General features: G+C 62.9%; 19 protein-coding genes. 8 read left to right on the forward strand and 11 right to left on the reverse strand.

The window, feature by feature from the left end; all coding sequences use genetic code 11:
- Nucleotides 1-22: 22 nt before the first annotated feature.
- The 3 genes from AUR04nite_RS02440 to glsA all read right to left on the reverse strand — a co-directional run bounded on the left by AUR04nite_RS02440 (nt 23) and on the right by glsA (nt 2,486).
- A complete protein-coding gene (locus AUR04nite_RS02440; protein WP_141361591.1) occupies nt 23-577 on the reverse strand; it encodes an alternate-type signal peptide domain-containing protein in 555 nt (184 codons plus the stop codon).
- Nucleotides 578-899: 322 nt separating this feature from the next.
- Nucleotides 900-1,445, reverse strand: coding sequence for a hypothetical protein (locus tag AUR04nite_RS02445; RefSeq protein ID WP_141361592.1), 546 nt, complete (start codon nt 1,443-1,445; stop codon nt 900-902).
- A 15-nt stretch (nt 1,446-1,460) separates the two neighbouring features.
- A complete protein-coding gene (gene glsA, locus AUR04nite_RS02450; RefSeq protein ID WP_141361594.1) occupies nt 1,461-2,486 on the reverse strand; it encodes a glutaminase A in 1,026 nt (341 codons plus the stop codon).
- Nucleotides 2,487-2,674: 188 nt separating this feature from the next.
- Here glsA and AUR04nite_RS02455 point away from each other — a divergent pair, with 188 nt between their 5' ends.
- A complete protein-coding gene (locus tag AUR04nite_RS02455; protein WP_141361596.1) occupies nt 2,675-3,097 on the forward strand; it encodes an acyl-CoA thioesterase in 423 nt (140 codons plus the stop codon).
- A 204-nt stretch (nt 3,098-3,301) separates the two neighbouring features.
- Complete coding sequence (locus AUR04nite_RS02460) at nt 3,302-3,724, forward strand: VOC family protein (RefSeq protein WP_141361598.1); 423 nt, start codon at nt 3,302-3,304, stop codon at nt 3,722-3,724.
- Here AUR04nite_RS02460 and AUR04nite_RS02465 read toward each other — a convergent pair.
- Nucleotides 3,721-4,554, reverse strand: coding sequence for an SGNH/GDSL hydrolase family protein (locus tag AUR04nite_RS02465; protein ID WP_141361599.1), 834 nt, complete (start codon nt 4,552-4,554; stop codon nt 3,721-3,723). The genes AUR04nite_RS02460 and AUR04nite_RS02465 overlap by 4 nt on opposite strands.
- A 147-nt stretch (nt 4,555-4,701) precedes the next feature.
- Here AUR04nite_RS02465 and AUR04nite_RS02470 point away from each other — a divergent pair, with 147 nt between their 5' ends.
- The 3 genes from AUR04nite_RS02470 to AUR04nite_RS02480 are packed head-to-tail and all read left to right on the forward strand — an operon-like array spanning nt 4,702 to nt 7,510.
- The gene (locus AUR04nite_RS02470; RefSeq protein WP_141361601.1) at nt 4,702-5,979 is read left to right on the forward strand and encodes a sensor histidine kinase; all 1,278 of its coding nucleotides are present in this window, start codon (nt 4,702-4,704) and stop codon (nt 5,977-5,979) included.
- On the forward strand, nt 5,967-6,656 hold the full coding sequence (locus AUR04nite_RS02475; protein ID WP_141361603.1) for a response regulator transcription factor: 690 nt from the start codon (nt 5,967-5,969) through the stop codon (nt 6,654-6,656). Before AUR04nite_RS02470 ends, AUR04nite_RS02475 begins: the two co-directional genes overlap by 13 nt.
- Nucleotides 6,653-7,510, forward strand: coding sequence for a DUF4097 family beta strand repeat-containing protein (locus AUR04nite_RS02480; RefSeq protein WP_141361605.1), 858 nt, complete (start codon nt 6,653-6,655; stop codon nt 7,508-7,510). The genes AUR04nite_RS02475 and AUR04nite_RS02480 overlap by 4 nt, the downstream gene beginning before the upstream one ends.
- 120 nt (nt 7,511-7,630) lie before the next feature.
- Here the strand turns inward: AUR04nite_RS02480 and AUR04nite_RS02485 are convergent, their stop codons facing one another.
- Nucleotides 7,631-8,461: a PspA/IM30 family protein gene (locus AUR04nite_RS02485; protein ID WP_141361607.1), complete on the reverse strand. Its 831-nt coding sequence runs from the start codon at nt 8,459-8,461 to the stop codon at nt 7,631-7,633.
- Nucleotides 8,462-8,786: 325 nt separating this feature from the next.
- Here AUR04nite_RS02485 and AUR04nite_RS02490 point away from each other — a divergent pair, with 325 nt between their 5' ends.
- A complete protein-coding gene (locus AUR04nite_RS02490) occupies nt 8,787-9,803 on the forward strand; it encodes a proline racemase family protein (protein WP_141361609.1) in 1,017 nt (338 codons plus the stop codon).
- Between the two features lie 9 nt (nt 9,804-9,812).
- Here the strand turns inward: AUR04nite_RS02490 and AUR04nite_RS02495 are convergent, their stop codons facing one another.
- Both AUR04nite_RS02495 and AUR04nite_RS02500 read right to left on the reverse strand, forming a co-directional pair.
- Nucleotides 9,813-10,535 (reverse strand): AAA family ATPase, encoded by a 723-nt coding sequence (locus tag AUR04nite_RS02495; protein WP_141361611.1) that lies wholly within the window; start codon nt 10,533-10,535, stop codon nt 9,813-9,815.
- 82 nt (nt 10,536-10,617) lie between these two features.
- Entirely contained in the window at nt 10,618-12,528 is a 1,911-nt protein-coding gene (locus tag AUR04nite_RS02500) for an FAD-dependent monooxygenase (RefSeq protein ID WP_141361613.1), read from the reverse strand.
- 188 nt (nt 12,529-12,716) lie between these two features.
- Between AUR04nite_RS02500 and AUR04nite_RS02505 the strand changes: the two genes are divergently transcribed.
- Entirely contained in the window at nt 12,717-13,394 is a 678-nt protein-coding gene (locus AUR04nite_RS02505; protein ID WP_141361615.1) for an IclR family transcriptional regulator, read from the forward strand.
- Here AUR04nite_RS02505 and AUR04nite_RS17820 read toward each other — a convergent pair.
- The gene (locus AUR04nite_RS17820; RefSeq protein ID WP_170184053.1) at nt 13,391-13,555 is read right to left on the reverse strand and encodes a hypothetical protein; all 165 of its coding nucleotides are present in this window, start codon (nt 13,553-13,555) and stop codon (nt 13,391-13,393) included. The genes AUR04nite_RS02505 and AUR04nite_RS17820 overlap by 4 nt on opposite strands.
- A 224-nt stretch (nt 13,556-13,779) precedes the next feature.
- On the opposite strand from AUR04nite_RS17820, the gene AUR04nite_RS02510 reads away from it, so the two are divergent.
- Nucleotides 13,780-14,550, forward strand: coding sequence for a DUF2786 domain-containing protein (locus tag AUR04nite_RS02510; RefSeq protein WP_141361617.1), 771 nt, complete (start codon nt 13,780-13,782; stop codon nt 14,548-14,550).
- Here AUR04nite_RS02510 and AUR04nite_RS02515 read toward each other — a convergent pair.
- From AUR04nite_RS02515 to AUR04nite_RS02525, 3 genes are all read right to left on the reverse strand, one after another.
- The gene (locus AUR04nite_RS02515) at nt 14,547-15,794 is read right to left on the reverse strand and encodes a CynX/NimT family MFS transporter (RefSeq protein WP_141361619.1); all 1,248 of its coding nucleotides are present in this window, start codon (nt 15,792-15,794) and stop codon (nt 14,547-14,549) included. The genes AUR04nite_RS02510 and AUR04nite_RS02515 overlap by 4 nt on opposite strands.
- 104 nt (nt 15,795-15,898) lie before the next feature.
- Nucleotides 15,899-17,173 (reverse strand): carboxylate--amine ligase, encoded by a 1,275-nt coding sequence (locus tag AUR04nite_RS02520; RefSeq protein ID WP_141361621.1) that lies wholly within the window; start codon nt 17,171-17,173, stop codon nt 15,899-15,901.
- 13 nt (nt 17,174-17,186) lie between these two features.
- Complete coding sequence (locus AUR04nite_RS02525; RefSeq protein ID WP_141361623.1) at nt 17,187-18,329, reverse strand: lipid II:glycine glycyltransferase FemX; 1,143 nt, start codon at nt 18,327-18,329, stop codon at nt 17,187-17,189.
- Nucleotides 18,330-18,415 lie beyond the last annotated feature (86 nt).

The following is an 18,415-nucleotide window of genomic DNA, read 5'->3' on the forward strand; positions in this document are numbered from 1 at the left end:
TGCTCTCACAAGAACAGTCAGCTTATGGGCGCACCTGGTCAAGCGTCAGCGACAGGTTGGATAGGTCTACGCTCTGATCCATGGTGGACGACGGCGTCGACCCGGTGGTGCCTTCGGCAAACCCTACGGTAATACTGACTGGAACGTCGTAGTTTCCTTCATCAGCAAAGGAGATGACGTTTCCGCTTTTCACCAGTCCCGCAGCGCTCGCGTCTGCATCGACGGTGACAGTGACCTGACCGGCCAATGAAGCTGGAATTGCATCTAGAGTTCCTACCTTCAGTGCACCCTGCAGGTTCTTGCCCGCAGCCGCGATGCTCGCGGTCTGGGTGAACTTGACCGTATCGCCTGGGACCAGTTTGAAGTCGCTTACGTTGGTGATAGGTTCCGGTGCAGCGGCATCACTAATATCGCTCCACTGTCCGTCCGTTCCAAGGGTGAGATTTAGGTGCCCGGTGTCAATCTGCCCGGCATCGACGGTATCGGTACTCTGCCACAGTGCAACAGTTCCTGCGCCTCCCAGCAGCAATGCGCCTGCAGCGACAGCAGCAATAGTCGCTTTGGTTACTTTCTTCATAAGAAATGCATCCTCAAGATAAGAGTGTCCCGCTGACACTTCTTCAAGTACAACGCATCAGTTATTTAAGGTCAATAGATTATTAAACTATTCCGGCATTCACAAGTTAAGATTATCTCCAACAACCGACAACAGATATTTCTAACAGCACACTGTTGCGGGCTGTCCGATGGGGCGCTAGCCGACGGCAGCGGACAACGCCGAGTCCCCACAAAGTCTCGCCAACGTGCACATCTTTGTGCATGCCTTTCGAAAGCAGGGCGAAGTACATACACCCATAACTTGTCGCCGCTGGCCTAACGCCGCAAAGACAGCTTGCGGTTCAGCGTTCGGAATACCGACTATCAGGAGTCAGAGGTTCATCCCCGTGGCGCCAGTCAGGGGAATAGAAGCCGACCCCGTCGAGCAGGCTCAGCGCCTGGGCCGCCGGATACCAGGAGATCTGAAGGGGATCCGCAAATGCCTGCAGCTTCTCTAAGGTCTTGAAGCTGAATTCGGTGTCGGCCGGAGGGCGAAAAGGCTGGTTGTCGCTGATCCGCAAGAAGCCGAGGTCGTATCCGATGATGCTGGCCAGCATCTGGTGGGCTGAAAGCTCTACCCAGCTCGAACTCCTTTCATAAGCCAAGTACCAGGTTGGCAGCCCTTCGACTTCGAGCATCACATAGTGGTTTTTGAAATCTCCTGCGTGCGCGAAACCGAGGAAATCCGCTTGCCCTCGGCCGATATTCCACATCGCGGGTCCGGGATCTGCAGCCGGCGGTGCCGACAGCTCGATCGCTTCCAGCCGCTGGATGTACAGGGCGCGCCGGAGCCCCAGGATTTCCTCGTTCAGCTGCTTCCTGCCGCGGCGGCGCCCCTTGAAGAACATTGCCGTCTGCCGGCTCTAGCCGCGCCGCTCGGGAGCGGAAGCAAACAGGTTCAGGCCCATGGCGCGCGAAAGATGGCCGATGGCCAGCTGGGCGCGCACCGAGTTGCCCGCCATGTCCAGCAGCGGAGAGAACGCCCCGATGGCGCCCTTGCCCGGAGCCACCGCGACGATGCCTCCCGAGACGCCCGACTTGGCGGGAATTCCGATCTCGAAAAGCCAGTCCCCCGAACGCTCGTAGAGGCCGTTGGTTGCCACCGTGGCGAGGGTATCGCGGCAGACGTCCGCACTGACCACCCGCTGGCCAGTCACCGGGTTGATCCCGCCGTCGGCAAGCGTCGCGCCCATGACAGCCAGGTCGTTGGCCGTGATGTTCAGCGAACACTGCTTGGTGTAGACGTCCACCGCGTTCAGCGGGTCGCCTTCCAATCGGCCGTAGCTTTTGAGCAGGCGCCCCAGCGCCTTGTTGCGCTCATTGGCCTCGGATTCAGACTCGTAGACTTCATCGTCCAGGATCAGCGGGCGTCCTGCGAATGCCGACAGGCCTTCGCGCACGTTCTCCCATTTTTTGGCAGAGCTCTTGCCCGGAATCATTTCGGTGGTGGCAATCGCTCCGGCATTGACCATCGGATTCATCGGGTGGCCGTTATTCAGCTCGACGGCCATCACCGAGTTGAAGGGCATGCCGGTGTTGTTCACGCCGATCCGCTCGTGCACTGCCTCATGGCCGTGCTCCTGCAGCACCAGCGCATAGACGAACATCTTGGAAATGGACTGGATGGAGAACTGGTGTTTGCAGTCCCCTACGCCGTGCAGCGAACCGCCCACATGGGACATCGCTATGGCGAAAGTTTCGGGGTTGGCCTGCCCCAGCACCGGAATGTAGTGGGCCAGCAGGCCGTCGTCGACTTCGGAGTAGCGGTCATGGGCTTCAAGCAACAGCTCGTCAATGCGGTTGTGCTCCAGGGTGCCGGTAGACACCTGTTGTACAACGTCATCGAAATCGGTGGGAATATTTTCATTCCCGTCCGAGGTGTAGCTCATAACCACCTATTTCCTGCTAGTTTCCGTGTTTGCTCGACGCCTCGACACTATCAACAACATTCCTAGCTGGCACGAGTTTTCACGCCGGTTTACGCCAGTATTCGCAATGGTCTTGTCACATGTGTTTTCACTGACATTGTGCAGGAGCTTACAGCGGCGTGAGGCTTGCCTGACCTAGCATTTCTTATATGGCTAAGGGTATTACTTTTCACACGCGCAAATGGGTCCGCCCAGAAGACTTGAACGCAAACGGCACACTGTTCGGCGGCAGCCTGCTGCGCTGGATCGACGAAGAAGCTGCGATCTACTCGATCATCCAGCTGGGCAACAAGCACGTCGTCACCAAGTTCATGTCAGAGATCAACTTCATCGCCTCGGCCCGCGAAGGCGACCTGATCGAAATGGGCCTGACCGCGATCGACTTCGGCCGTACCTCCATCACCCTGCGGGCAGAGGTCCGCAACATCTTCACCCAGGAATCGATCCTGACCATCGAGAAGCTGGTCTTCGTGAACATGGGCGAAGACGGCAAGCCGGAACCGCACGGCTACGACCACATCACCTACACCCGCGACCGTATCCCGCTGGAAATCACCAAGGCCCTGATCTAGGTTTCCCCTCGATACCCTCAGCCCTCGCGGTTGTTGGTTTGAACTGCTTCTTCGCCTGCGGCGCCCGCACCTTCCTTGCGGATGCCGCAGGCGAAAAACGTTAACGCCCAATTCACCCAAAAGCATTGCGCTGACGTGCAACTTCTAGGAGAGTATTGCCCGACCTGTTTAACCGCCGTCTGGGCCGCAGCAAAGGACACCCCTATGAGCCAGATGATCTTCGTCAATCTTCCGACCGCCGACCTTGAACGGGCCGACAAGTTCTACTCCTCGCTCGGCTTCACGAAGAACGACACCTTCTCCGATGAGAACGCGACCTCATGGATCATTGCAGAGAACATCCTCGTCATGGTGCTGCGCGATGAATTCTTCGCCAGCTTCCTGGTCAACGGCGATGCCCCGGTCACCGGCACCGGCGGCCGCGAATGCCTGAACGCGCTCTCCGCCGACACCCGTGAGGGCGTGGACAAATTCGTCGCCGATGCGCTGGCAGGCGGCGGCGCCGTCTACCGCCCGGCCGACGAGCCGTTCCCCGGCATGTACCAGGCGGCAGTGCAGGACCCGGACGGACACGTCTGGGAGATCGCATGGATGAGCCCCCAGGCCATGGAAAACCCGGGCGCCTAGCCGGACCGTGAATTCCGTAGTTCCGCGCGGGCCTTCTGGCGTGCGCGGAACTGCTTTTTCATGCCCTTTGCCGGATACATCGGCACGGCCCAGCGCGGTTCAAGCTCATCGCCCAGCGTCACCCCGCGCAGCCTGCGCCCGAACATCGGCAGCACCCACTGCGCCAGCCACTCGACATCGCGCCGCACCGCCTGCACCGGCCCCATGCGCGTCGATTCGCCCAGCGGCTCGAAGACCAACTGGTGCCGCGCCCCGAGGATCTCCAGAATCCTGATGGCCATATAGCGGTGCCCTGCCCGGTTCATGTGCAGCTTGTCCACGTCCCACATGCGGTGGTCCTTGTAGATCTGCCACGACCAGTAGTCCACCAGCGTGATGGCTTCGGGATGCTTGGCGGCGATCAGCCGAACCCGCTCGTTGAACTTCCAGTTGCGGTATTTGAAGGGCGCCAGCGCCGGATGCACCGGGATGTCGAACCCGGTAAACAGCAGGACCTGCGCCCCGCAGGCTGCGAGCCTGTCCACCGCGGCCTCATAGCGGTCCAGGAAGCTTCCCATGTCCTGGCGCAGCTCAAGGATGTCGTTGCCGCCTGCATAAAAGCTGACCACCGTGGGATTCATGGCGATCGCCGCGTCGATCTGCTCCTCGACGATCGAATCCAGCCGCCGGCTGCGCAGGGCAAGGTTCGCGTACTGCCAACTCGGATCAAGCTTGGACAGCTGCTTGGCCACGCGGTCGGCCCAGCCCCGCACCCCGTTGGGCAGGCGCGGCTCCCAGTCCCCCACGCCCTCGGTAAACGAGTCTCCCAGCGCCACAAATAATCTGCCCACAACCCACAGGCTAGGAAAGTTCGGCAACCGCACGGTGGCCGGCGGCCAAACTGCCGGTGAATCGTCCACCGGGATTCGGGTTTTCCATAACCAACTACTACGGATCCCTCGGTGTTCGAAGTTTGCAGCTCAAATTAAGGTTGAACCATGACTTCAACACAGCAGGGAATCCCGGGCATGCTGCCAGCTCGGCCGGGCCTGAGATTCTGGCCCACCCTCCTCCAACTGGCAGCGCTTGGCACCTTCGGCGTGGTGTTCATTTCTCTCCTTGCCGCCTGGTTCGCCGCAGGCCTGGGCTTCACCCTGCTGCTGGGACTGGGGCTGGTCCTGCTCACCGGGCTGCTCTACGCCGTCTTCGGCACTGCCCGCATGGAGAACCGCCGCATTGCAGAGCTCTACGGGCTGCCTGTGCCAGACCTGTTCTGGATCCCCCAGCAGGCTCCGGGCTTCGGCCCCTGGGTCCGTTCGCTGCTCAAGAACCTGGGCCACGGGCGGATGTGGGCGGCCTTCGGCAGCTTCGCAGTCTCCTGCTTCCTGGGCGCCACGATGCTCGGCGGGATCGAATGGGCGGTGCGCCTGGGCATCACCGCGTTCGCCCCGCTGACCGAAGCAGAGACGATTACCGGCCCCTTCGGCCTATCGGTGGCCGCCGCCGACGCGCCGTGGATGGCGCTGGTCGGCGTGCTCGGCGCCGGATTGGCGGTGGGAATGATCTTCCTGCACCGCGTGATCACCGTGTCGATCATCGGCTCCAGCGCCCTGCAGACCCAGCTGACCGAGCGCGTTCGCACCACCACGGTGCAGCGCGAAGGAGCGCTGCGGGCCGCCGAACTTGAACGCGCCCGCATTGAACGCGACCTGCACGACGGGGTCCAGCCCCGGCTGGTCTCCGTGGCCATGACTCTGGGCCTGGCCCACCAGCAGATCGACACCGACCCACAGCAGGCCAAGGCGCTGGTGGCGGAGGCGCATGCCTCGACCAAGTCAGCCATCACCGAGCTGCGCCAGCTCACCCGCGGCATCTACGCCTCAGTGCTCGACGACCGCGGACTGGACGCCGCACTGTCTGCCATCGCCGGCCGCTCGCACATCCCGGTGCAGCTCGACGTGCAGCTCTCCGGGCGCTACGCCCGCCACGCGGAAGCAGCGCTCTACTTTGCCATCGCCGAAGCGCTGACCAATGCGGCCAAGCACTCGCGGGCCTCAAGCTGCCGGGTCACGGTGCGCGAACGCAATGATGAGAACGGGCAGCGCACCCTGTGGGCCCGCATCGAAGACAACGGCACCGGAGGCGCAAGCATCACCCCGGGCGGCGGGCTCGACGGCATCGCCAACAGGGTCGCCGCGGCCGGCGGAACATTCACCTTGGACAGCCCGCAGGGCGGCCCAACTGCACTGGAGGTCAACGTGCCATGCGCGTCCTAATCTGCGAAGACTCGGTACTGCTGCGCGAGGGCCTGGTGCGCCTGCTGGCCCATACCGGGCACCAGGTGGTGGCAGATCTGCCGGATGCCAGCGGGCTCATGGACTTCCTTGAGCAGGCCGCACCGGACAGCTTCCCCCAGATCTGCATCCTGGATGTCAGGCTCCCGCCGACCTACACGGACGAGGGCATCAGGGCGGCGCTGGCCATCCGCGCCCGCTTCCCCGACCTGCCGCTGCTGGTGCTCTCCCAATATGTGGAGGAACGCTACGCATCGGAGCTGATCGCCGCGCAGTCCGGTTCCCTGGGCTACCTGCTCAAGGACCGCGTGGCTGATGTTTCGGACTTCATCGCCTCGCTGGAGCAGATCGCCGGCGGCGGCACCGTACTGGACCAGGAAGTGGTGGCACAGCTGTTGACCAGGAGAAACCACGACGCCAAGATGCAGCAGCTGACCGACCGCGAGCGCACGGTGCTGGCAGCCCTGGCCGAAGGCAAATCCAACCAGGCCATCGCCTCCCTGCTCTTCCTCTCCGAGGCGAGCGTTGAAAAGTACATCACTTCCATCTTCCAGAAGCTCGGCTTGGAAGCAGACGGAACGGGCAACCGGCGCGTGCTGGCGGCCCTGGCCCACATCGAAAACCTGGGCACCACCCGCACAGACAGGACAAACCCATGAGCACGCCGACCATGAACCCGCTGCCTCCCGCACAGACAGCCCCACGCGGCTCGGCCAAGCCGCTGAACATCATCCTTGCGGTCTTGGGCGTGATCGCCCTGATGACCATGCTGATCAGCACCACCCGCCAGGCAATTGCCACGCTGAATACCAGCCACGTGGTGCAGAGCGTGGATGCCAAGGGCGTCACCTCCCTGGACGTGGCGGCAACCACTGGCACTTTCACTCTGGAATTCGCCCCCACCGACCAGGCGGTGCTCGACGTCCGCAGTTCCAATGGCAAGGAATGGTCTCTGGAACGCAACGGGCAGAGCCTTGAAGTCCGACCGCCAGCTGACTGGTTCAACTTCTGCTTCTTCGGCTGCACCAAGGACGACAACCAGATCACCTTGACCCTGCCGCAGGAGCTGAACGACGGCAGCGTTGATGCGAAGTTCAACCTGGGCGCAGGACAGTTCAACGCAGACGGCAACTTCAATCACCTGAAGATCGACGTCAGCGCCGGATTGCTGCTGCTCAATGGCTCGGCGGCAAACCTCGATGTGAATCTCGGCGCCGGCCGAGCAGATATGAACCTGTCGGATGTCAAGCAGGCCAAGTTGGATGTTTCTGCCGGAAGACTTGATGCGAAGCTCTCCGGCACCGCTCCCGAGCAGATCGACGGCCGAGTCAGCGCCGGCCTGCTGCAGCTGACCGTCCCCGACACCACCTACAAGGTGGCCAGCAGCTCCTCGGCAGGCAGCATCGACAACGGCCTGCAGACCTCAAGCTCGTCGCCGCGGACCATCAGCGTCACGACCTCGGCAGGCAGCGCGGTGCTGCTTCCCGGCGGAGCGCCGACGAACAGCAAGTAGCCGCGGCAAACCGCAGATAACGCGAGAGCCCGGACGAGGGTGGAATCTTCCACCCTCGTCCGGGCTCTCTTGCTGCCGAGAAGAACTCGGTGCGTTTCTTTCGCGGCTTTGGTAGAAGTTCTAGGCCTGGTTCTTCTTCATGGCAGCGAGGCGCGCTTCGATTTCAGACATTTCGGGAGCACCGGCTTCCAGCGCCTGCGCCCCGTCGGCTTCTTCAAGAATGTCGGCTGCCGGCGCGTTGACTGCCTTCATCGCCGCCAAACGGGCCTCCACCTCGGTGGCGGCGCCCAAGTCTTCCAACGCTGCGAACTGCGAATCCAGCGAGGAAGCAGCAAGTTCAGCGGCCCCGCGGACCTTGGCCTCGTCTTCGCGGATCTTCTGCTCGAAGCGGCTGATCTCGCTGCTTGGGTCGTTGATGTCCAGGGCCTTGATGGTGTCCATCATCTGGTTCTGGGTCTTGGCATTGCGGGCGCGGGCCACCAGCTCATCGCGCTTGGAAACCAGTTCCTGGCGCTTGGTCTGCATGGTGTTCAGGCCGGCCTTGAGCTTCTCGACCACTTCGTTCTGCGTGCCCACGGTTGCGGCCAGCGCATTGGCTTTCTTTTCCGCGGCCATCTGGCGCTGGATGGCAACGGTAGCCAGCTGGTTGAACTTGTCCTGGTTGGCAGTGTCCCCTGCAGCGGCGAATTCTTCGGCCTTGTTCGAGGCGGCCAGGGCCTTGGAGCCCCAGTCCTTGGCTTCGGTCTGCGCCTTGGCCAGGTCGTCTTCTGCCATGCGCAGATTGCCGATGGTCTGGGCGACAGCCTGCTCCGCTTCTGCGATGTTGTTGGTGTAGTCGCGGACCGTCTGGTCGAGCATCTTCTTCGGATCTTCCAGCGCGTCAATTGCCGCATTGGCGTTGGCTTTGCCGATGCCGAAAATGCGAGCCCAAATTGATTGTTTCTTGGCCACGTGACTTCCCTTCGTTTTGCATGTTTAACTCTAGGGGAAGTGGTTTCGGTTCCCGAATTCTGCGGTGCTTTTCTTCTCAAGCCTCCTGCGATTCTGAGTAAAAAGTGGTGGTGGAATGTCGGGTACCTGTCAGAAGGCAAGGCGCCGAACATGGCCAGACCTTCCGAAAAGATCCACAAAATCGCTAGTCAGATTAAGATTTACTACTGGCGGAAAACATGACACGCTTCATTGGAAGGCTTCAGGCCTTCGCTGGCCACGTTGACACTGCAACTGTGAGCTCAATAGCGTGAAGCCAAACCTCAGCGCCTCACCGGGAAGAGCCATGAACACCGAGAAATTTCACAGCATCGACTACCACACCGCCGGCGAGCCATTTCGAATCATCACCGAGCTTCCTGTTGTGCTCGAAGGTGCAGATGTCCCTGCAAAGCGCGTCTTTGCCATGAACGACCCACAGGTTGAGCGCATCCGCAAAATCCTGTGCTTTGAACCGCGAGGCCATGCCGACATGTATGGAGGTTTCATCACGGAGCCCAATGACGCAGGAGCGCATTTCGGCGTGCTCTTCTGGCACAAGGACGGCTTTTCCACCGCGTGCGGACACGGAACCATCGCACTTGGCATCTGGGCCGTGGAACACGGCAAGGTCACCATCGACCCTTCGGGCGTTACCGATGTGGTGATCGATGTTCCTTCGGGCCGGGTGGTAGCCCGGGTCCACACGAATGCTTCAGGCGAGGTGACGCACGCCGACTTCATCAACGTGGCGAGCTATGTCCTGGCCAAGGACGTATCCGTGCCGACCGCACTGGGCGAGGTCCTGGTGGATGTCACCTTTGGCGGCGCGATCTACGCGCAGCTCGACGCCGCCTCGGTGGGCTTGAGCGTCACCCCGGAGAACTACGGCAAGATCATCGAGATCGGCCGCGAAATCAAGTGGGCGCTGAACGACTCGGTGCACGCACAGCATCCCAGCGATCCCCGCCTCAGCGGCATCTACGGAACGATTGTCTTTGAGGACCTGTCCACCGATTCCCGGGTGACCCAGCGCAATGCCACGGTCTTTGCCGACGGCGAAGTCGACCGCTCCCCCTGCGGGTCGGGCACCAGCGCGCGGGTGGCAACGCTGACCGAGCGCGGCGTGCTGGCACCGGGGCAGGTCTTGGAGCATGGATCAATCGTCGGCTCCACTTTCCAAGCTGTCTTCCTAGAACAGGTACAGGCCAACGGCTACCCTCCGGTGATCCCGCAGGTCACTGGCACTGCCTTCCAGACCGGAGAACATACGTTCATCGTCGACCCGCGCGACGACCTCACACCGGGCTTCGTGCTGCGCTAGCTGGCGGCGCTACTCCTGAAAGTGGCGGGTGAAGCGCCCCGGCGCGTCGAGGAATGAACGCCAGCTGCGCACCATGTCCAGCTCGTCGTAATTGCTGCGCCGGATTCCCCAATCGCCCAGTTCATAGATGGTTGCCTGGGGCAGCGAGGCGAGAATTGGCGAGTGGGTGGAGAGGATGACCTGGGATCCGGCGCGCAGCAGGTCGCTGATGTGCGAGAGCAGCATGAGGCAGCCGTTGAATGACAGGGCGGATTCGGCTTCATCGAAGATCCACAGGCCGTTGATCGGCGCCCTGTCGGTGAAGAACTCAATGAATGATTCCCCGTGGCTCTGGAAGTTGTGCTTGCCGCGCGAGAGGATCGAATCCAGGTAGGCGAAGTGCCCGTGCATGGTTTCTGCACGCAGGAAGACCCCTTGGCGCGATCCTCCTGCCGAGCGCACCAGCTGCAGGTGCTCGTTGAGCTTGGACTCGGTGGCCTGGGTTTCATGCATGGCATTGACCGTGCCGCCCTCGGCGTTCATTCCGAAGGCCGCGGCGATCGCCTCCACCAAGGTGGACTTGCCGGCGCCGTTCTCGCCGACCAGGACGGTCAGCGCAGAGAAATCCAGCCCCTCGTCCAGGACTTGGCGCACGGCGGGGATGGTGGCTGGCCATTGGTCCCGTTCCAGCGGCGGTGCGAGGTGGTGCTCGGTGATCCGCCGCAGCGGAAGCATATCGGCAAATGCGCTCATGATCCGACCTTAACAGCAGCAGCCGACCATTACCGTGCAGGTGATGGTCGGCTGCTGGACTGGCTGGAGCAGGCCGTAGAGGCTAGCCCTTGATGCTGTTTTCCACAGGGATCATGTTGCCGGCGAAGAACTCTGCGAGCTCTTCGCGTGCGGTCAGCGGGAAGATGCCTGCCACGTACTGGTCCGGGCGGACCACGACGACTGCACCGTCTCGGCTGATCTCGCGGTCGCGGAAGATGTCGCGTCCGTGGCCTGCAGAGAAGACCTGGTTGATGTCATGCAGACCGAAGGGAACCTTCAGCGGCTGATAGGTCAGCGGCACGTCGTGCAGCTCCACCTCGGTGTAGTCCTGCTGGTAGACGGCCTTCACGTCGAAGACGGCGTCCTCGTCGCCGCCGGCAGGGGTGTAGAGGTTGCGCGGAGAGGCGTCGTCGTTGGCCCACCAGGCGGCGAAGTCAGCCATGTCGGTGCCTTCCAGCGCCGGAGCGGCGGCGTCGGCGAAGACGTAGACGCGCCAGCGGCCGTCGGCCTCGTGCAGGTGGCCTAGGTGGCGCCAGCGGTTGTCCGAGCGGCGGATGACCTCGGTGGACTTGAAGCGCTTGCCGATCGGGAAGCCCGGGGCAAGATCTTGGTTGGCCAGCGAGGTGGTGATCGCAGACTGCGTGTACTGGGTCATGAAGCCGGCAGGGAATTCCTGGGTCTTGGTGTAGTACTTCTCCAGCTCGTCCGGGTCTTCCCAGTCGTCGACGGACTTGGCCATCAGCGTGGACCATTCCTTGTCGAAGTCGATCAGGTCCTGGGCGATGACCTTGCGCTCTTCGGCGTAGGTGTCCAGCAGGGAGATCGGCGCGCGGCCTTCCAGCACCGCTGCCAGCTTCCAGCCGAGGTTGAAGCCGTCCTGGATGGAGACGTTCATGCCCTGGCCGGCCTTGGCCGAGTGGGTGTGGCAGGCGTCGCCCATGATGAACGCGCGGGCACAGCGGGTGCCGCGCTCCTCGTCCTCCACGTCGTCGAAACCGTCGGTGATGCGGTGGGCTACCTCGTAGACGGAGAACCAGGCGACGTTCTTCACGTCCATGGTGTACGGGTGGATGATGCGGTTCGCGGTGGCGATGATCTCCTCCACCGGGGTGTTGCGGATGGCGCCGGCGTCTTCCGCGGTCAGCTCGCCCAGGTCCACGTAGAAGCGGACCAGGTAGCCGCCCTCGCGAGGGATCAGCAGGATGTTGCCGGCCTCGTGGGACTGGATGGAGCACTTGACCTGGATGTCGGGGAAGTCGGTGTTGACCATGACGTCCATGACGCCCCAGGCATGCATGGAGGCATCGCCGTGCAGCTTGTGGCCCAGCGAGCGGCGCACCTGGCTGCGGGCGCCGTCGCCGCCGACCAGGTACTTGGCCTGAACGGTGCGCTCTTCGCCCGCGCGCTCCCCCGCGGTGTACTTGATGCGCGCGGTGACAGGGTATTCGGCGTTCGGGTCAATCTGGCAGTCAAGGAACTCGACGCCGTAGTCCGGGACGATCTTGCCCGGGGCGCGTTCTGCGTCGCGCAGGAAGTAGTCAAGGATGCGCGACTGGTTGACGTAGATGTGCGGGAACTCGCTCATGCCGGTGGAGTCGTCGGCGGCACGGGAGTGGCGCTTGATGTTCTGCGGGTTTTCCGGATCCGGGGTCCAGAAGCACATTTCAACGTTGCGGTAGGCCTCTTCGATGACCTCGTTGGCGAAGCCGAAAGCCTGGAAGGTCTCCACGGAGCGGGCCTGGATGCCGTCGGCCTGGCCCACTTCGAGGCGGCCCGGGCGCTGTTCGATGGCGCGGGCGTTGATCGAGGGGAAGCGCGAAAGCTGTGCGGTGACCACCGAGGCGGCAGGTCCGGTGCCGACGATCAGCACATCCATCTGGTCTGGGATTTCAGTTGGACGGTCAATGCCGTAGCCTGCGGCTGGCTTGACGCGTGGATCTCCGGAGACATAGCCCCTGTGGTGAATCTGCATATTCTGGCTCCCTTTGAGCGTCGCACAAACATCTTTGTCTCTATATTTGCGACACGGTTGTAACTATAGATACAAGCCTATCTTTGAAGTACGCTGTCTTCAAGACCTGCATCACAGCACCCTTGGACCTAGGTCACCAAAAGTGCTTTCGACGCGGGGTTTTCCAGCAGCGATGAAAAGATTGATGTATGAGCACTGCCCCCAAGTCCAATATTGAAGGCGGCTCCCAGACCCTGGGCCGCGGGCTCCAAGCCCTGACGCTGATCGGCGAAGCGCGCAGCCCGCTCAGCGTCGCAGACCTTGCCGCGCAGCTGGGGATCCACCGCTCCATGGCCTACCGCCTGGTGAAGACCTTCGAGCAGTACGGGTTCGTCGAGCGCACCGCCTCCGGAGAGCTGGAACTCGGCGCCCGCCTTGGCGCGCTGGCCCGCAATGTCGCCCAGTCCCTGCAATCGGCCGCCGCGCCGCACCTTGCAGCGCTCAGCGACGAGCTGCTGATGACTTCCCTGCTGGTGGTCTTTGACGGGGAGGAAGCTGTCACCTTGAGCACCGCTGAGCCGCGCGCGGCGGATGCCACCGTGGCGCAGCGCCCCGGCACCCGCCATCCGATCGACAACGGGGCGCCGGGGCGCGTAATCCGCTCGCAGCTGCACCCCCAGGACTTCCCCGCCAAGGACTTCGAATCCAGCCATGACGAGGTGATCCCGGGGCTGACCTCGATCGCCGTGCCGCTGGCGCTGCCTCAGGGCAAGCCGGCGGCCATCGCCGTCATCTACCCGCCGCGCGAGGTGGACGAGGCGAAGGTGGCCTCGGCGCTGCATGAAGCCTCGGCGAAGATTTCCACCGCGCTGGGCGTGCGGAGCTAGGCTGTGCAGGCCTCGTTGGAGCAGCCGGCGTCGCGCGGAAGGTAGGTCTCGGTATCCGGAACCTTCTCCCACACAATGTGGCGGTGCTGCCCGCAGCGCTGGCATGATGGCGCAAGGTATGTTTTGCGCTCTTCCATGGTGTATGCCCGAAAATCGCCCATTTCAACCTCCCATAGATCATGTTCGACAGCAGCGGCACGGGCCGTGCGGCCGGTCAGGTTCATTCACTCTACGCGCAGAACCCGACCCGGGCTAGGGATCGCCGCAGGCAGTTATCCACAACAGGTCCGGCCAGAGCCGCGGGGCTCCCGGCGGGCTGTCAGACTGGGGCCAACAGCATCACCGACCGGGCAGCATCCGCCGCCGGCACCGCAAGGAAGGCATCATGAGCATCTCTGAAACCAAGCTCAACCGCTTGAAGGAACGCATCGCGCTGCTGCTGAACAAGGCAGAAAATACGCCCTACCCTCCCGAGGCGCAGGCCTTCCAGGAACACGCCGAACGGCTCATGGTCCGCTACGGCATCGGCAAGGCGGAGCTGGATGCGGTGGATGCCAAGCAGGGCAAGAAACAGGAGCCGATCATCGAGGCCCGCTTCGACATCCGCGGCAGCTACCGGCTGGGCCAGCGCGATGGTCTGAGCGCCATCGGCCAGGCGTTCCCGACGATCACCATGCTGCAGACCAACTATTCGAACTACTGCCGGCTGTACATCATCGGCCACGAATCAGACGTCAACACCGTCAAGACGCTGTTCTCCTCGCTGCTGGTGCAGGCGGGCGTGGCGATGAGCCGCTGGTGGGAGGCCGAGGGCAAGATGTGGCCCTGGGAACGCACTGATTCGGAGAAGCGCATCGAGCGCAGGGAGTTCCAGCGCAGCTTCCTGTTCCAGGTTTCCTCTCGCATCAGGGAACTGTATGCACAGGAAACCGAGCAGTCGGGCAGCGGCACCGAGCTGGTGCTGGTGGGCCGCAAGGAACAGGTGGATGATTTCGTTTCCGAGCAGTACCCGTTCCTGCAGCGCAGCCGCAACCGCACCGCCGCCGGCAGCGCCGGAGCCATGCTTGCGGGCCGGGTCGCCGGCAGCCAAGCGCACCTTGGCTTCGAGAAGAGCGTGGGCCAGCAGGGGCCGGCGGCCGGAGAAGTCGCCAGCTAGTGGATTTCGATGCGGTGCTCGCCCTCGACGTAGCGCGGGCGTCCCGCCATCATTCCGGTGACGGTCTGCAGCACAATGAGGGTGCCGAGCAGCCAGATCGACGGAGTCCATGACTGCGTCACCTCATGCAGCGCACCCACCGCGAAAGGGCCCGGGATCGCCAACAGGTAGCCCACCGATTGCCCGAAGGCCGAGAGCTTGGCAACGCCGGCGGCAGTGCGCGACTTCAAGCCGATCATGGTCAGCGCGAGCGGGAAGTTCGAACCGCAGACGCCCAGCAGCACAGCCCAGAGGTAGGCGCCCTGGACGGGAATGGTCAGCATGCCGGCAATCGCGATCATCCCGGCCACGCCGTTGATGATCACCAGCGGACCCTGGTGCGGGAAGCGCGAGGCCAGGGACGGCATCACAAAGGCCAGCGGCACGCCGACGCCCATGATGATTGCCAAAAGCACGCCCGCCGAAGCCGGATTCACGCCGAGGTCTGTGAAGATCTTCGGAGCCCATCCCATGAAGATGTAGGCCACCGATGCCTGCATGCCGAAGAAGACCGCGACCCACCAGGCGGTGGCGTTCTTGGACATCGGGCCCACGGGAGTCTGGGTCGACGCCTCTCGCTTCAGCCCCGCGTTCTTCGCGGCGATCTGCGAGCGCAGCCCAAGGAAGACGATGAGCCAGACAACCAGCGCCGCCAGAGCGGGGATTCCCCAGGCGGCCAGGCCTACGCGCCAGTTGCCGCCCAGTGCCTCGTTCACCGGCACAGCAACGCCGGCGACCACCGCGGCACCCAGGGAAATCGAGGTGGTGTATGCGCCGGTAACCAGCCCCAGCTTGTGCGGGAACCAGCGGTTGACCAGTACCGGCATGAGCACGTTGCCGATGGCAATGCCTGCCAGCGCCAGCGCGGTGCACAGCAGGAAGGTCCACGTTTCAGGTGCAACGGAGCGCAGCAGGATGCCCACCAGGATGGCGCCCATGGCTCCCATGACCACGAGCTCCGGGCCGCGTTTGCCTGCCAGCTTGGGCGCGAGCGGCCCGAGCAGCGCAAAGCACAGCGGTGGGACGCCGGTGATGATTCCGGCGATGAAGCCGTTCATCTGCAGGCCTTCGATCGCCGGGCCCAGCAGTGCACCCAGCGAGGTCACGGCAGGCCTCAGGTTCAACGCCGCTAGGACGATGGCGATCACCAGCAGAACGCTGAAGGTGCGGGAAACAGGAGGGCGGCTCTTCGATGAATCTAACATGGTATACCAATTCTAATAGCCTAGCTCTGCAACGTCGAGCTTCGAGGCCAAGATCTCACTGCGCAAGAATTCCGCCACTCCACACAGCTTTTCCCGTTGGCGTTCTACATGCTGCGCGGCGGGAACTTCTTGTACTTCACGTAGTGGTTGACCGCGTTGAGCAGCAGATAGAGCTTGCGGCGGGGATTCTTCTCCGGAGCAAACTTCAAGGGGTTGGACACCTTGCCGGCCTTGAGCAGCACCGCTGCCTTGCGCCCGGTGTCGCTGTCCAGGAAGCGGCGCAGCAGCTGATGTGGCAGCACGGTGAACAGCTGCTCGCGGCTCAGCTGCAGCACTCCCGCCGCGGTGTCAACTACCGCGCTGGTCTCGACGCTGTCCGCGTCGAACTCGGGTCCGAGGAATTCGGTGACGTAGAAGCGGGCCGGGTTCACCCCGGCGGCGGTGAGGTAGAAGTGGTTGCGGCCTAGGCGCGGGTTGATCTCGAAGAACTTGATTTTTCCGTCGCGGTGGTCGTACTTCGCATCGATCATGGCGATGCCGCGCCAGCCCAGCTCTTCGAGCATGCGGGCGCCGTCGGCGGCCATCTGGTCATTGCGCCCAGTGACGATGGCGGCTGAATTGCCCAGCACCAGCGGCGCGTGCTCCTCGATGACCACCTCTCCATAGCCGGCGAAGATGACCTTTTCCTCTTGGGTGGCGAAGTAGGTGCACAGGCGCATGGCGTCGTCGCCGCCCGGAACATATTCCTGCAGGATGTAGCCGGAGCGGTAGCCTGCGCCGTCGATCTTGTTCATCAGCGCTTCGAGCTGGCCGAAGTTCTCAAGGGTGTGGATCTTCTGCTTGCCCTCGAACTTCGCGGCGATCCAGTCCCCCGAGCTGGACGGCTTGCCGATCAGCGGGAAGGTCAATCCGCCCGCCAATTCGGAAAGCACGTCGCCCGGCCGGTACACGGCGGTGCGCGGGTGGGCGATGTCCAGGCGGTCGGCGAGCGCGTAGAAGTTCTCCTTCAGCGCGGCGGCCTCGATGACCTCAAGCTGAGGGTACGGGATCGCGTAGTGCTCTTCGAGCGCTGCACGGTTTTTGGCAATGAGCATGATGTGGAAGTCCAGCGAGCCGAAAAGCATCAACGGGCGCTGCGCCTGGCCCTTGAGCTCCTGGGCCAGCGCGACCAGCGCGTCGACCACCTTGGCCTCGTCGGCCATGGAGCCGATGGGGCGCAGGTCGATGGCCACCGAGTGCTCGATGACGCCGTTGCCGGAGGCGGGAAGCACCACCGAGCGCACCTGGTAGGCCTCGTAGAATTCGCGAGCCAGGGTGTAGGTGCCGATGTCTCCGCCCAGGATGACCGGGACGAAGCGCTGGTTTGGATCAATTGCCATGGGTGTGCGGTTCCTACTTCTTGCGCCAGTTCATGTACTTTTCAAAGGCCCAGGCCAATGGCTTGTTCAGCGCCAGGTCCCATTCACCATTGGTCTGCACGATGTCGCAGCCGGTGTTGGTCTTGAACTTGGTCAGCCCCGAAAGGTGGTGCTCCTTGTCCAGGGTGGCGCTGACACCGCCCTGGTCCAAGTAGCGGCAGCCGGCCGCAATGGAGTCAGCGACCATGTGCTGCATGATGGCCTTGGGCGCAAAGAGCTTGCGCTGCTCGGAAGACGAGGCTCCGTAGAGGTACCAGGCCAGGTTCGAGGAGCGGATCACGATGGACGCGGCCAGGTCCACTCCCTCGTTGCTGGCGATGTACAGGGTGCAGGAGCCTGGCACTGCGGCATTGAGCACTGTGTGCATCGTCTCGAAGTAGCTCAGCGGGCGGCCGGTGAATTCCTGGCGGTCCGCGGTGTGATTGTACAGGGCGTGGAAGCGGGCCATGTCCTGGACCTGGCCGACCTCCACCTTCAGGGTGCTCTTCAGCGCCTTGCGGGTTTCATTGCGGGTGGTGGCCGAGTAGCTTGCCATAACCTGGTCGACGTCCAGCTGGTTGCCTGCCTCGTCTTGCAGGGCCACGCGGGCGACGTATTCGGGCTGGCCCGCGGCGAAGTCCAGTCCCACGTCTTCCTTGGTGAAGCCGAGCTTGGACAGCGCGTCATTCAGCGCCAGTGCGGAGGCGGATTCGGAGAGGACTTCAAGGTCGGAGAGCTGTTCGAAGCCTTCCTTGCCCAGGTTCTTGCGCACATCGGCTGCGCTCCAGGTGCGCACGGTGCGCCCCGGGCCCATCTTCAGGGTGAAGGCTCCGCGGTTCTTCAGGTAGGAGGCCAGCGGGGTCAGCACGGCTTCCGGGTCAAATTCCGCAAAGTCGATGACCGGGCCGTCGGGAATGTAGGCGAGGGTCTTCTTGATCACCGGTGCGCTGCGGTGCAGCACCAGCGCGGCGCCCACCAGCTTGTCCCCGTCGAACCAGCCCAGGGATTCGCCGCGCCATCCTGCCTTGACCGCGGCCCATTCCGGCCGCTGCAGGAAGCTGACATCTTGGGCGGTCGCAAGGAAGGCTGAGTGTTCGGTGCTGGAAATCGGACGCACGTGCAATTCATTGTGGCTCACGGGTGAAATCCTACCGTGTCATACCTCGAGTTACCGGGATTAGAATACCCCTAGGGGGTACTTGACAAGATACCCCCTAGGGGTAT

It is taken from the genome of Glutamicibacter uratoxydans, assembly GCF_006539925.1.
Classification (GTDB): domain Bacteria; phylum Actinomycetota; class Actinomycetes; order Actinomycetales; family Micrococcaceae; genus Glutamicibacter; species Glutamicibacter uratoxydans.